Source organism: Streptomyces sp. NPDC036822 (assembly GCF_055609145.1).
Genome location: NZ_JBVJPY010000008.1, coordinates 1 through 13,763, shown reverse-complemented (window position 1 = coordinate 13,763; position 13,763 = coordinate 1). Strand labels below are relative to the sequence as shown.

Below are 13,763 nucleotides of genomic sequence, written 5' to 3'. Positions count from 1 at the left end.
CGTCCCGCTCAGGAGGCGGGCTGGAGCAGGTCCCAGCGGTTGCCGTACAGGTCCTCGAAGACCGCGACGGAGCCGTACGGTTCGTGGCGCGGCTCCTCCAGGAAGCGCACACCGGCCGCCGTCATCCGGGCGTGGTCGCGCGCGAAGTCGTCGGTGTGCAGGAAGAAGCCCACCCGCCCGCCGGTCTGGGCGCCCACGCGGGACTCCTGGTCGCCGTCGGCCGCGCGCGCGAGGAGCAGGCCCGTGCCGGCGGGGCTCCCCGCCGGGCGCACGACGACCCAGCGGCTGCCGTCGCCCCGGTCGGTGTCCTCGACCAGGTCGAAGCCGAGGGCGTCCGTGTAGAACGCGAGGGCCTCGTCGTAGTCACGGACGACGAGGGTGACGAGTGCGAGGGAGGACATGAGGCCCACGTTATACGTATGACCGGCTTCTCGCCACGTGGTGCGAGAATGCCCGGCATGGACGCCCAGCAGCTCGCCGACCTCACCGCTCGCGCACGGCTCCTCGCCGTCCCCGGGCGGCGGCGGATCCTGGGTCTCGCCGGGGCGCCCGGAGCCGGGAAGTCCACGCTCGCCGCCCGGCTCGTCGACCGGCTCGACGGGCGCGCGGTGCTCGTGCCCATGGACGGCTTCCACCTGGCGCAGGGAGAGCTGGAGCGGCTCGGCCGGGCGGGGCGCAAGGGGGCGCCGGACACCTTCGACGCCGCCGGGTACGCCGCTCTGCTGGCCCGCCTGCGCGCCCCCGAACCCGGCACCGTCGTCTACGCCCCCGCCTTCGACCGCGCCCTGGAGGAGCCCGTCGCAGGGTCGGTACCGGTCGCCCCGGACGTACCGCTCGTCGTGACGGAGGGGAACTACCTGCTCCACGACGAGGGCCCGTGGGCCGCGGTCCTGCCGCTCCTCGACGAGGCGTGGTACCTCGATCTGGACGACCGGCGGCGCGTGCCCCGGCTCGTCCGACGCCATGTCCGCTTCGGCAAGGAGCCGGCCGAGGCCGAACTCTGGGTGAGGGACTCCGACGAGGCCAACGCCCGGCTCGTGGCCCGGGGGCGCGACCGCGCGCACCTCGTCGTGCGGATGAGCTGAGACCCCGCCGCCGCGCGTCACCGCGCTCGGCCCGCCCCGTGCTCCGTCGCCGCCCGCGCCAGCGCGCGGACGATCGGGTGCGGGCGCGTCCCGTCCCCCGCCAGCTCCGGCTGGAAGAGCGTCGCCATGAAGAAGGGGTGACCGGGCAGCTCGGCGATCCGTACCCCGCCCTGCTCGTCCTCGCCCGTGAACCGCAGGCCGTGCGCGCGCAGGGTCCCCAGATGCCGGCCGTCCGGACCGTAGGAGCAGTGGTACCGCTCCGTCGTCCGCTCGGCGCCGAGCACCGACTCCGCCAGCGAACCCGGCGTCACCCGCACCACCCCCTCGTGCCCCACGAGCGAGCAGGCCATCGGGGCGATCAGCAGGTCGTCGGCGTCCGCCTCCGGGTCGTTCTCGGCATGGGCGAGGCGCGTCAGGCCGCAGACGTGGCGGGCGTACTCCAGGAGCGCGTGCTGGAAGCCGCCGCACGTGCCGAGGAACGGGACACCGTCCTCCCGTGCGGTGCGGATCGCCGCCAGCGCGCCCGCCTCGCTCGCGTACGGGCTGCCCGGCAGCACCCACACCGCGTCGAAGCCCCGGACCGCGTCCGGGGCCGCCGCGTCCGTCGTGGGGATCCAGTACGCGTCGAGGAGCAGGCCGTCGCGCTCGGCCAGCCCGTCGAGCAGCGCCGGTACGCGGGCGTGGGACATCACCTGCGGGGAGCGGTCGCCGACCAGGGCGATCCGAGGGGTTCTCGTCATGACGGCCATGCTGGTCGGCACGCCCCGTTCACGTCCAACGATGATCCGTGCACTCTCCATCGTGAACACTGATGGACATGGACCCGCACCTCCTGCGTACGTACGTCACCGTCGCCCGGCTCGCCTCCTTCTCCGGGGCCGCGCGCGAGCTGGGCTACACGCAGTCCGCCGTCTCCCAGCACATCGCCGCCCTGGAGCACGACCTCGGCCTCCCCCTCCTCGGCCGCCGGCCCGTCGTCCCGACCCCGGCCGGTGAACGTCTCCTCGAACACGCCGGGCCGCTGCTGCTGCGGCTCGACGCGGCCCGCGCCGACGTCCTGCGCTTCACCGGCGCGCCCGGCGAGGCGCTGACCGTCGCCGTGTCCCCGCTCGCCGCGCACCCGCGTGCCCTCGCCGCCCTGCCCGCCACGGGCGTCACCGTGCGGACCCTGCCCCGCGACGACGTGCCCGCGGCCGTCGCCACCGGCGAGGCCGACCTCGGCCTGGTCGACGGACTCGCCGCCCCCAGCGACCCCTTGAGGCTGGCTGACACCGCCCCGCTCACCGCCGTGCGCGTGCGCGAGGAGCCGGTGGCCGTCCTGCTGCCCACCGGGCACCCGCTGGCCCGCCGGGCCGGGCTCCAGCTCGCCGACCTCGTCGACGCGCGCTGGATCGACGCCCCCGACGCCGGGTTCCCGCCGGACCGGCTGCGGGCCGCGCACGGCGGGCCCGCCGGCCAGGGCTTCCGTACCGCCGTACGCCACGAGGGGACCGACGTCCGCACCCTCGGCGCGCTCGCCGCCACCGGACACGGCCTGACGCTGCTGCCCGCCTCCGTCGCCGGGGGAATCCCGGGCACCGTCGCCGTCCCGCTGTCCGCGCCCCGGCTCGTCCACCGCACCGAACTCGTCCGCACCTCCGCCGAACCCGTCGGCCCGGCGGCGGAGTTGGCGCGCACGCTGCCCGCCTGACGCACCCGGCGCCTCCCGGGTGCCGGGCCGCTGTCACGGGGAGCGCAACCCGCCTATCCTCCTCGTGACGTGGCGCGGCGACACGGAGGACACGGGGATGAGCGGCAGCGGGGGCAACGGCCAGGGGCCATGGAACCGGTACGGAGCGGGGCAGCCGCCGGTCCCGGGTTGGCCACCACCACCACCGCCGCCGGGGCCGTGGCCGCCCGCCCCGCCGCGCCGGCTGACCTTCGGGCGCCTCTTCAACCCGATCGCCGTGGCGCAGGCCGTCTTCACGCCGTCCCGGCCGGACCGGGTACACGACCCCGTCGTGAAGCGGGTCCAGGTCGTCCGGACGGTCATCGGACTGGTCGCCATCACCTGGATGCTGCTGTCCTACCGGCTGGCGCCGGACGCCGACGCCGTGGTGGACGACCGCTTCGGACAGATCCGTACCACCCTCATCACGCTGGCGGTGACCTTCCCCCTCGCCGTCGCCGCCTTCATCGCGGCGGCCCGCCCGCCCCACCGGCGCCTCTTCCTGCGCCGCGCGGCCAAGCCCGCCGGGGCGCTCCTCGCGCTCTTCGTCACGCTCGCCGTGCCGCGCCTGATCACCGGGCTCGGCTACGTGGACGAGAACACCGACTGGACCGCGTCCGCGTGGCGGGTGGTGCTGCTCTTCGCCCTGGGCGCCTTCCTGCTGTGGCTCGCCCCCTTCGCCCTCTACGGCATCGCCCAGTCGCTCGTCCACGTCTTCCGGACCGCGGACCTGCACGAGACGGTCCCGCCGCTGCTCGCCACGCTCCTCGTCTGGGAGGTCGCCCTCTTCGACGTGTTCCGGGACGCCTACGCCACGGTGCCGCTCGGGGCCCGGCTGGCCTTCCTCCTGGGGGCGCCGCTGTCCGTCACCGTCGTGGCGATGTGGGAGCTGCGGCGGCTGCGCACACGGCACGGGATCACCCTGCGCGGGGCGCTGCTGCGCTGACGGTAGCGCCTGTCGGCCGTGGGGGCCGCACGGAAGCCGGCGGCCCGCCCGCGGTCACGGGTCGGACGGTGCGGGGACGCCGAACTCCTGGAAGGCGATGGAGCGTTCCACCGGATAGACCTCCCGGCCGGTCAGTTCCCGGATGATGCACGAGTTGCGGTACGCGGCCATGCCCAGGTCGGGGGTCACGAAGCCGTGGGTGTGCAGCTCGGCGTTCTGGACGAATATCTCCGAACGGGCAGTGTCGATGGCGTAGTTGCGGGAGACGTCGTAGCGGCCGCTGCCGTCCCAGGCGATGCGCTCGCGCAAGGGCTCCAGGAAGTCGGGCTGCCGGTAGCGGTATCCCGTGGCCAGGACCAGGGCCTCGGTGTCCAGGGTGAAGTCCCGTCCCTGCTCCTGCTGCCGCAGCTGCAGGGTGTAGACGTCGCCGGTGTGCTCCGCGCCGGTCAGCACCGTGTTGGTGATCAGACGGGTGGGCACGGGGCCGCGGCGCCGCTTGGCGTAGAGCAGGTCGAAGATGTCGTTGACGAGGTCGGCGTCGATGCCCTTGTAGAGGTTCTTCTGGGAGGCGTTCAGCGCGTCGCGGGTGCCGGCCGGGAGACCGTGGAAGTAGTCCACGTACTCCGGTGAGGTCATTTCCAGGGTCAGCTTGGTGTATTCGAGGGGGAAGTAGCGCGGCGAGCGGGTGATCCAGTTCAGCTCGTAGCCCTGCGTGTCGATGTCCTGCAGAAGGTCCTGGTAGATCTCCGCCGCGCTCTGCCCGCTCCCGACGATGGTGATGGACCGCCGCTCCTGGAGCTCGGCCTTCCTGAGCAGGTAGTCGTTGGTGTGCAGATGATGCTTGCCGTCCAGGCCGTGCACGGCTTCGGGGAGGTACGGCGTCGTGCCGGTGCCCAGCACCAGCTTCCGGGCGCGGAGGGTCACGGACCGGTCGGGCGTCTCGGCGCGGATCGTGTAGACACCCGCGGACTCGTCGTGGTCGACGCGCGTGACGCGGTGGCCGAAGCGCAGCCGGTGCGCGAGCTTCCGCGTCGCCCAGCGGCAGTAGTCGCGGAACTCGCTGCGCAGGGGGAAGAAGCTCTCGCGGATGTAGAAGGAGTACAGGCGGCCGGACTCCTTGAGGTAGGCGAGGAAGGAGTAGGGCGAGGTGGGGTCGGCGAGGGTGACGAGGTCGGCGAGGAAGGGCACCTGGAGCGTGGAGTACTCCAGCAGCATGCCGGGGTGCCAGTCGAAGTGCTCCCGCTCGTCGAGGAAGATCCCGTCGGCGCCGGGGACCGTGCCGGAAACCGGCTCGGTCAGCGCGGCGAGACCCAGGTTGAAGGGGCCGATGCCGATGGCGGCGAAGTCGTGGATATGAGCGTCCTCTTGCGGCAGGGGCACGGTCTCGTTCTCCGGTGGTGTGGTCGGGTGCGCTGTCATGTGCCGAGCGCCGCGGGGGCGGGCGCGGCCAGGTGCCGCTCGGCGTACGTGGCGATCAGATCGAGGACGGCGGAGATGTCCTCCGACGAGGTCATGGGGTTGAGCAGGGTGAACTTGAGCCAGTGCCGTCCGTCGGCGACGGTGGAGGCGATCAGGGCTTCGCCGTTCGCCGCGAGCATCTCGCGGGCGTACAGGGTCGCGGCGTCCGCGAGGGCGGCCGGGGTGCCGGGTGCGGGCCGGTGGCGGAAGACGAGCGTGGACAGCTCGGGACGGATGGCGACCTCGAAGCGGGGGTCGGCCTCCAGGAGCTTCCAGCCCTCGAAGGCGCGGTCGACGACCTCGTCGAAGAGCTCGCCGACCGCGTCGGGCCCCATCACGCGCAGCGTCATCCACAGCTTCAGCGCGTCGAAGCGGCGGGTGGTCTGGAGGGACTTGTCCACCTGGTTGGGTATGGCGTTCTCGGCCATCCGCCGGGGGTTCAGATAGTCGGCGTAGTAGGTGGAATGGCTGAGCACCGCGCGGTCGCGAACCAGGACGGCGGAGGAGGAGACGGGCTGGAAGAACGACTTGTGGTAGTCGACGGTGACCGAGTCGGCCCGCTCGATGCCGTTCAGCAGGTGACGGCGGGTGGGGGAGACCAGCAGGCCGCAGCCGTAGGCCGCGTCCACGTGCATCCAGGTGCCGTGCCGCTCGCACAGCTCGGCGATCCGCGGGAGCGGGTCGATGCTGCCGAAGTCGGTGGTTCCGGCCGTCGCGACCACCGCCATCACCGTCTCCCCCCGGCGGGCGCAGCGGTCCAGCGCCTCGGAGAGGGCGTCCACGCTCATCCGGCGGGTGGTGGCGTCGACGGGCACCGGGACGACCGCGTCCGGGGCCAGGCCGAGGATCCGGGCGGACTTGTCGATGGAGAAGTGGCCGATCTCGGAGGCCAGGACGCGCAAGGTGGGCAGCACGGCGTTGCGGACGGAGCCGGGGTCGCCGGCGCCGCCCGTCGCGTGGGCTCTCTTCGCGGCCAGCCGCAGCGCCTCCTCGCGGGCGAGCAGCAGCGCGTGCAGGTTGGACTGGGAACCGCCCGAGGTGAAGATGCCGTCGGCGCCCGTCCCGAGCCCGACGCGCCGGGCGGTCCAGTCGATGAGCCGCCGCTCCATCAGGGTGCCGCCGGCCGACTGGTCCCAGGTGTCCATGGAGGAGTTGACGGCGGCCATCACGGCCTCGCCGACCACGGCCGGCAGCACCAGCGGGCAGTTGAGGTGCGCCAGATAGCGGGGGTGGTGGAACCAGACCGCGTCGCGCAGATAGACCTGCTCCAGCTCGTCGAGCGCCGCCGCCGTGTCGCCGAGGGGGGTGTCCAGATCGACACCGTCGACCAGGGGCGCGAGCTCCTGCGGGGTCACGCCGCTGAACGGGCCTTCCACAGTGGCGAGTTTGCGCGCGATGCGGTCGGTGGCGAGGGCGACGTCACGGTGGTAGCGCTCCGCCGTCGCGCTGTTGAGCAGGTGGGACCTGCTTCGCATGGAGGTTCCTCCCTGAGGGGCGAATGAGGTCAGGCAGAGTGGGACACCACGCGGCGCCGGTCACGTCGATGCATCGCGGGTCGCTTCGGGAGACGCGTAGGGGGACGGGGGTACGCGCGGCTAGGGAAGGGCCGCCGCGATCGGACGGGCGCGGTAGAGGCCTTTCGCGCGGTCGAGGATGTCGCCGACCCGCTGGTCGACGTCCGTGGCGGCCACGGCACAGAACCGGTTGAAGGTGCGGACGACCTCGAACGCGTCGGTCGACTCCCGCCACCGGGTGCCGAACAGCTGCAGGACGTCGTGGTCGGTCTCCTCGAAGATGCTCAGGTTGCCGCGCGAGTACGGCTGGACGCCGTCGACGATCTCGCACCACGAGCGCTCCACCGAACTCGCCGCCAGGACACCGTCCCGCACCCGGCCCGGCCCGCCCTTCAGCAGGTAGTTGAACTCCGGCAGGCCGTCCAGCTCCTCCAGGTCCCGTTCCCGCGCGACGACGCGCTTGACCTGCTCGTATCCGTAGGGCGAGAAGAGGGAGGCACGGTAGCCCTCGACGACCGCCGCGTACTCCCGCGCCACCAGGTCCCGGAAGCTCAGGTCCGGGTCGACCGAGACGGAGCTGAAGGCGAAGGGGGAGTTCGCCACGACGCTCACGGCGCCCGGCACGGGCGACGGCCGGCGGTGCTGGGACCGGATCACGACCCGGCGCGTCGACAGATCGGCGCCGAGCAGGATCGCGTAGACGATGAGCGAGATGCCGGGCTTGCTGACGCGCAACAGGGACCTGAGCCTGCCGAGGGTGCGCGCGTGCCCGGAGGACTCCACGACCCCGAAGGTGGCGGCCTCGGTCGGGTCCTTCCGCAGATTGGCCTCCGGGGCCTCGGCGAGGATCCGCTGCACGACCGCCAGGTTCTCCTTATCCGCCTGGGCGAACGCCGGCGACCGCTCGGCGTCGAGCACCTCGGCGATCCCGGCCGCCCGCACGCGCGGGGCGGAGCCGGTGAGGAACGCGCGGTATTCGTCGTGCAGCAGTTCCAGCCCGCTGCCGTCCACCGCGAGGTGCGAGACGACCGCGCCCCCCAGCCATCTGCCGCCGCGGTTGATCAGGAGGGGGACGAAGGCCTGGCCGCGGCGCACGAACTCGCTCTGGGTGAGCCCCAGGACACCCTCGCTGGTGAGCGGAGCGTCGGTCGAGTCGACCTCGATCGTCAGCGGGCGCACGTCGGCTCCCGGGCGCACGATCTGCCGGGGGAACGTGTCGGGGTCCGCGTGGTCGAGTGTGTCGTCCGCGGCCTCGAACACCGAGGTCAGGACGTCGTGCCGGCCGGCCAGAGCGCGCAGCGCCGCCAGGACGCCATCGCGGTCGGTGTGCCCCTCCTGCTCGTCGAAGACGATGCTCAACGGCCAGTGGGCGGGGTCCAGTCCACGGTGGTGGAACATCTCGACCATGGCCGCCTGCCCCCATGTGAGGCCCGTTCGCTTGCTGTCCACCCGGTCTCCCCGCCTCGTGTCCTGCGTTGCCGTGTGATCGTGGGCCGCTCGCCACGACCGCTCCCGCGCCCCGTGCCGAGCCCGGCACGGAACGCCCCGTTCATCGCTCGTCGTCGACAAGGTCGTAGACGCGTCTCATCAGCCGGCGGCGGCGCAAGAGGCTCTGCACCGGCTCCCGTACGAGATTGCTGACGTAGACCACCGACATTTCGCGGCGGGTGTCCGCGAGGACGAACGACCCGGTGCCGGAGTCGGAGCCGAAACCCTCCCGCCCCGGCTCCTGACCGAGCCACCGCCATCCCACGAGCGCCCCGTGCGAGTAGTCGAACGCGTGCTTGCCCTCGCCGTCCGTCGACAGGCCCCCGCCGACCGGCCGCTCCAGGTGTTCCACCGCGCGGCGCAGCGGCTCGGGCAGCGACTCCCGGCCCTTGCGGGAGGCGACGGCCCCGAAGATCCGCATCAGGTCCTCCGCCGTACCGCGGAAGCCGGAGCCGGGCCACGCGCAGGCCATGACGTCGGGCGCGTCGGCCCACCACAGATCGGGCTCGCGGTCGCCCGTCTCCCCGTTCATGATCGGCAGCGGAGGCGCTTCGCCGGGTGCCTGCGGGCCGAAGCCCAGGCGGGCGCCGAAGGGCTCGAAGGCGTAGCGCTTCGCGAACGCGGCCCTGTCCATGCCCGAGGCGCGTTCCAGGGCGAGCGCGAGCACGTACCAGCCCGTCATCACGGAGTACGCGGGCGAGCGCGCCGGGTCCACGGGGGAGCCGGCGATCCACCGTTGGAAGCGCGCCTCGGACCACCGCCCCGGCGTGGCGTCCCGGGTGATGCCGCTGGAGTGGGTCAGCAGGTCGCGGATCCGGACCGCGTCGAACCGCGGCCCGAACGCGTCCGGCAGCAGGGGCCGCACCGGATCGTCCAGAGCGACGTCGGTCCGGCCGAACAGGAAGTTCAGCGCGGCGAGGGCGAAGACCGGCTTGCTGACGCACAGCAGCGAGAACGTCTCGTCCTGCGCGCCCACCTGCTCGTCGTGGAGGGTCTCGCCCGCCCGCCGCACGATGAGGCGCTCCGAGACCGTGGCGGGCAGACGGCTGCCGTCGATGAGGTTCACGCCGGGTCCTTTCGGGCGTCCCGGTCCGGCCGTCCGGCGGTCTCGCGCCGGGCCGCGACGAGCGAGGTCAGGGCGGGATAGTCGACCTTTCCCCGGCTCGTCCTCGGGATGCCGGGCACCGCCTCGACCGACATCGAGGCCGCCGGCAGGCCGGCCGCCCGCGCGGTCCGCGTGACGAGGCCGTCCGGATCGGCCCGGCCTCCGGCCACGCAGATGACGATCTCCGCGTCCGTGCCGATGACGGCCACGTCCCCCTCGCGCCGGAGGTACGTCTCGATCTCGTCCAGACTGACGCGCTTGCCGAACTGCTTCACCATCCGGGTCTTGCGGCCCGTGATCCAGATGAACCCGTCGTCGTCCACGGTCGCCAGGTCGCCCGTCCGGTGGAACCCGCGCGACGGCGCGCGGCCCTCCAGGCCGCGGAGCGCGACGGCCGAGTCGACGTAGCCCTGCATCACGCTGGGGCTCCTGACGACCAGCTCGCCCTCGTCGCAGGCCACCTCGATCCCGTCGAGCGGTACGCCGACGGAGCCGGCCTTGTCCGGCCTGCGGGTCAGGTCGAAGGCCGAGACGCGTGTCATCAGCTCGGTCTGTCCGTACATGGGGAAGAACTGCGCCCCGTGCTCCAGCGCCAGGTCGAGATAGCGGCGCTGGACCTCGGGCTTCAGCCGCCCGCCGGAGTGCGTCAGCTGGCGCAGCGACTCCGGCCAGTGGCTGGTGAATCGATCCTGCAACAGCTCGTACATGAAGGAGACGCCGGCGAGATGGGTGACGCCGCCGGTCGACAGGGCGCCCCAGAACCTCCGGGACGTGGGCCGCTCCCTCGTCACCACGAGGCTGCCGCCGACCGCCAGATGGGAGTGCAGCACCGACAGGCCGTAGGCGTAGTGCAGCGGCAGGCTGGTGATGGCGCGGCTGCGGCTGTCCAGCGCGAGCCGGTCGATGATGCCGGTGGCGTTGGCCCGCAGGCCCGGCTCGCCCAGCGCCACGCCCTTCGGCGCGTCCATCGAGCCCGAGGTGAGCAGGACCAGCCTGGTGTGCGCCGTGCCCGACGCCCCGCCTCCCCGGCGCACCCAGTGACACGGCTCGGCCTCGCCGTAGAGGTCCTGATCCAGCGACGGAGGACCGACCACGAGCTGCGGCTCATAGGCCGCGACGGCGCGGTCCACGGCCTCCGGTCCGCTCTGCGGGTCGACCAGAAGGACCGTGGTCGGCGTGACGAACGAGGCGAGGTACGCGACGATCGTGCGGAGGTTCTGCTCGGCCATGACGGCGACGAGAGCCCCCTCCTGCCCGAGGTACCTCGCGGCGAAGTCGTCCACCAGACGTCCGAGCTCGCCGTAGGTGATCGTCTCGCCCTCGGCGACGACCGCCACGGAGTCCCGCTCGCCTCCCAGGAGCCACATCAGTCCGCCGTCCGGTCCTTGATCAGCCGCGCCACCTGCGCCGGGGTGCCGGCTTCGAACACCTCCTGCATCTCGAGCTGCACGCCGTACGTCTCGAAGATCGAGGTCGAGACCTCGATCAGGACCAGCGAGTCGGCTCCGAGGTCGAAGAGGTCGTCGTCCACGCCCACGACGGCGTTCTCGGTCGCCGCGGCGACGATCCGGCAGACGTGCTCCTCGACGTCGTCCCGCGCGGCCGTGTAGACCGAGCGGCTCTCCGCCGCAGCCCGCTCCACCAGCTCCATCGTCGGCTCGCCGACGGTCGACGGATCCTCCATGACGATCACCGGAGCCGGTGTCCCCCGGCCGAGGTGCTCCCACGTGAGGTTCCGGTACTCGACGGCGCTGACCGCTCCGCCGGAGCGGATCGCCACGATCCAGCGGTCCTGCGCGAAGGCGACGGAGCACGCGGCGACGTCGGGAAGGGACTCGACGAACGCGGCCAGATCGGTGGGCGCTATTGCATCAGTGGTCATCGTCACTCAATCTCTTCAACTTGCCGATGTCGTTACGGGGGAGGGCGCTGACGAACGAGAGCACATGGGGCCGGGACGCCGGCGGCAGGGTCCTCCGGCAGTGCGCCTTGATCGCGGACGCCGTGGACCTCGTCGGTTCGTCCGCGATGACGAGGGCCTCGGCGATGCTGCCGAGCACGCGGTGAGGACGCGCCCGCACCATCACGTCCCGGACTCCGGGGAACGCGAGGATCGCGCTCTCCAGTTCGGCGGGGTACACGTTCTCGCCCCCCACGGTGAACATGTCTCCGTCCCTCCCCACGAGGAACAGGTACCCCGCGCTGTCGAGATACCCCCTGTCGCCGACCGAGCCGTAGCCGTCGCTCGTCCGCCGGACACCGGGCGCGGTGTTGCGCGCGTGCGACAGGCTCCGCATGTACACCTCGCCCACGGTGCCGGCCGGGACCGGCCTGCCTTCGCGGTCACGCACGCTGATACGGGTGAGGTAGCCCTTCCCGACGGTGCCGGGACGCTCCGTCCACTCCCGCCCGGAGCAGAACGTGAGGCCGACCTGTTCGGTGGAGGAGTAGAACTCGTGCACCCGCGTCGGCCCGACGCGGTCGATCCACCGTCGCTTCGTCTCGTGGTCGCAGGGGGCCGCCGTGTGCAGGACGCCGTGCAGGCTGTCCAGGGCGGCCAAGGCGAACCGGTCGGCTGACGCCAGCAGGCGCAGGTGCGTGGGCGTCGTGCAGAACCACTCGACGGACTGCGAGCCGATGACCTCCAGGACCTCGTCGGAGTCGAAGGGCCTGCCCGTCACGGTGAGGCGGTGACCGTCGAGGAGTCCGGCCAGGGCGGGGATCAGGCCCGCCGCGTGGTGCAGGGGCAGCATGACCAGCTGGTTCAGCCCCGCACGCCAGCCGGCCAGCCGGTACAGGCGGAGCATCCCCCCGAGCGCGGCGGGGGAGAGGTCCAGGCGGATCAGCTTGGGGCGGCCCGTCGTCCCCCCGCTGTGCAGGAGCAGACGCCATCCGGCCGTCTCCTCCCGCGGCGCGCGCTCGCCCCGCGCGGCGAGCGTCCCCGCGTGCAGGACGCCGTCGAACCCGGCGGCGACGAGCTGCGAGCACAGCCGCTCCGACGACGCCGGCCAGGTGCCGGACCGCACCAGGCAGAGTCCCAGCCCCGCCCGTGCCGCCGCCAGGACGCCGACCAGCGTGGCGATCTCGTCGTCGGCCTCGCGCACGACGACCGGGCGCCGAAGACCGTGAGCGGCGGCCTGCGCGAGCATCTCCCGCGTGGCCGACGACACCCTCGTCTCCACCTCGCCGAAGGTCAGTTCCGTGCCGGACCGGAGGTGGGCCAGGGCGACCCGGGACGCCTCGGCCCCGTCCCAGGAGCGGCGCAGCGAGAGCTCGCCGCCCGGGGCGGCACGGGACGCGGACGGCTCAGCGGTCATGCGTCACCTCCGTACGGTGGACTTCGCGCGCGTGGCCCTGACGCGGGAGCCGGCCGGGCTGGTCAGCGGGGTGCACCACGGCACCGCTCGACTCCGTACGGCGGACTTCGCGCGCGGCCGGGCGCACCACGGCACCGCTCGACAGCGTGTTCATCCCGTGAGCTTCCCCCCGGCCGTCGGCACCCCGGCCCGCAGCAGCTCCAGCACCTCGCCGTGGAGGGGGCCGTTGCTGACCACGAAGCCGCCGTCGGAAGCGGCCCCCGACGGGCCGCCGTCCAGCGCCGTGGCGCGCCCGCCCGCCTCGGTCACGATCAAGGCGCCCGGGAGCAGGTCCCAGGCCGCGCCCCACGGCTCGATCGCCACGTCGACGCTGCCGTCGGCGACGCGCAGATGCTGGAGGAAGCCGCCCCGGGTGCCGTGGGGGTACGACGAGCGGGCCAGCACCGCCTGCAGGTTGCGGTGGGGAGCGCCCGCGGTCCATTCGGCGAAACCCGCGAAGGCGACCTCGGCCCATGCCAGGTCGTGCCGGTCGCTGACCCGTACGGCTTGCCCGTTGACGAAGGCGCCGCCCCCGCGCCGCGCCCAGGCGCGGAGGCCGAGGAGCGGGGCGGAGATGACACCGACGACCGGTTCGCCCTCGCGGAGGTAGGCCAGGAGCGTGCCGAACTCCGGGTCGGCGCGCGCGAAGTGGCGGGTGTGGTCGATCGGGTCCACCAGCCACCCGTCGACCTCGCCGGCGAGCAGCGCGCGCACCCCCTCCGGGCCGGAGCGCTCCTCGCCGAAGACCTCGGTGCCCGGCGCGTGACGGGCCAGCTCGCCGCGGATCGCGTCCTCGACGGCGAGGTCGGCGCGGGTGAGCAGCGAGCCGTCGGACTTCACCGACACCTCGCGCGGCTCCCGGTGGAGCCGCCTGAGGATCGCGTCGGTCGCGTCCACGGCGCGCTGGGCCGCGCCGAGGACGGTCTCGAGCTCGGCGTCGATCGGCGACATCTCCCCTCCTCTTCGTGACGGACGGATCCCCGCGCGTCGGCGCGTCGGAATCCGGCTTCGCCTCGATTCAGCGGTTGGTGACGGTGTGTTGGATGGCTGCGCGGGGGTTGTCCCAGAACATGGTGTCGATCTGGTGGTCGGTGAGGCCGATG

13 protein-coding genes are annotated in these 13,763 nt (G+C 73.0%); 3 read left to right on the top strand and 10 right to left on the bottom strand.

Translation table 11 applies throughout. The features are described 5' to 3' along the window. Positions 1-8: 8 nt before the first annotated feature. Entirely contained in the window at positions 9-401 is a 393-nt protein-coding gene (locus ACZ68P_RS19765; RefSeq protein ID WP_471007780.1) for a VOC family protein, read from the bottom strand. Between the two features lie 48 nt (positions 402-449). On the opposite strand from ACZ68P_RS19765, the gene ACZ68P_RS19760 reads away from it, so the two are divergent. Next, positions 450-1,085, top strand: coding sequence for a nucleoside/nucleotide kinase family protein (locus ACZ68P_RS19760; protein ID WP_471007777.1), 636 nt, complete (start codon positions 450-452; stop codon positions 1,083-1,085). Positions 1,086-1,102: 17 nt separating this feature from the next. Here the strand turns inward: ACZ68P_RS19760 and ACZ68P_RS19755 are convergent, their stop codons facing one another. Further along, entirely contained in the window at positions 1,103-1,825 is a 723-nt protein-coding gene (locus ACZ68P_RS19755; RefSeq protein ID WP_471007776.1) for a CTP synthase C-terminal region-related (seleno)protein, read from the bottom strand. A gap of 77 nt (positions 1,826-1,902) precedes the next feature. Here ACZ68P_RS19755 and ACZ68P_RS19750 point away from each other — a divergent pair, with 77 nt between their 5' ends. Then, entirely contained in the window at positions 1,903-2,775 is an 873-nt protein-coding gene (locus ACZ68P_RS19750) for a LysR family transcriptional regulator (protein WP_471007775.1), read from the top strand. Between the two features lie 97 nt (positions 2,776-2,872). Continuing rightward, a complete protein-coding gene (locus ACZ68P_RS19745) occupies positions 2,873-3,739 on the top strand; it encodes a hypothetical protein (protein ID WP_471007773.1) in 867 nt (288 codons plus the stop codon). Positions 3,740-3,793: 54 nt separating this feature from the next. Here ACZ68P_RS19745 and ACZ68P_RS19740 read toward each other — a convergent pair whose 3' ends face one another. The 8 genes from ACZ68P_RS19740 to ACZ68P_RS19705 form a co-directional block, all read right to left on the bottom strand. Next, entirely contained in the window at positions 3,794-5,158 is a 1,365-nt protein-coding gene (locus ACZ68P_RS19740) for a lysine N(6)-hydroxylase/L-ornithine N(5)-oxygenase family protein (RefSeq protein ID WP_471007771.1), read from the bottom strand. After that, complete coding sequence (locus ACZ68P_RS19735) at positions 5,155-6,672, bottom strand: pyridoxal phosphate-dependent decarboxylase family protein (RefSeq protein WP_471007769.1); 1,518 nt, start codon at positions 6,670-6,672, stop codon at positions 5,155-5,157. Before ACZ68P_RS19735 ends, ACZ68P_RS19740 begins: the two co-directional genes overlap by 4 nt. A 120-nt stretch (positions 6,673-6,792) precedes the next feature. Continuing rightward, the gene (locus tag ACZ68P_RS19730) at positions 6,793-8,160 is read right to left on the bottom strand and encodes a hypothetical protein (protein ID WP_471007767.1); all 1,368 of its coding nucleotides are present in this window, start codon (positions 8,158-8,160) and stop codon (positions 6,793-6,795) included. A gap of 100 nt (positions 8,161-8,260) precedes the next feature. Then, positions 8,261-9,265, bottom strand: coding sequence for a serine hydrolase domain-containing protein (locus ACZ68P_RS19725; protein ID WP_471007766.1), 1,005 nt, complete (start codon positions 9,263-9,265; stop codon positions 8,261-8,263). Then, complete coding sequence (locus tag ACZ68P_RS19720; protein WP_471007764.1) at positions 9,262-10,671, bottom strand: class I adenylate-forming enzyme family protein; 1,410 nt, start codon at positions 10,669-10,671, stop codon at positions 9,262-9,264. Before ACZ68P_RS19720 ends, ACZ68P_RS19725 begins: the two co-directional genes overlap by 4 nt. Beyond that, the gene (locus tag ACZ68P_RS19715; protein WP_471007763.1) at positions 10,671-11,186 is read right to left on the bottom strand and encodes an acyl carrier protein; all 516 of its coding nucleotides are present in this window, start codon (positions 11,184-11,186) and stop codon (positions 10,671-10,673) included. Before ACZ68P_RS19715 ends, ACZ68P_RS19720 begins: the two co-directional genes overlap by 1 nt. Next, positions 11,176-12,621 (bottom strand): AMP-binding protein, encoded by a 1,446-nt coding sequence (locus ACZ68P_RS19710; RefSeq protein ID WP_471007761.1) that lies wholly within the window; start codon positions 12,619-12,621, stop codon positions 11,176-11,178. The genes ACZ68P_RS19715 and ACZ68P_RS19710 overlap by 11 nt, the downstream gene beginning before the upstream one ends. Positions 12,622-12,771: 150 nt before the next feature. Further along, a complete protein-coding gene (locus ACZ68P_RS19705; RefSeq protein ID WP_471007760.1) occupies positions 12,772-13,611 on the bottom strand; it encodes an inositol monophosphatase family protein in 840 nt (279 codons plus the stop codon). Positions 13,612-13,763: the final 152 nt, after the last annotated feature.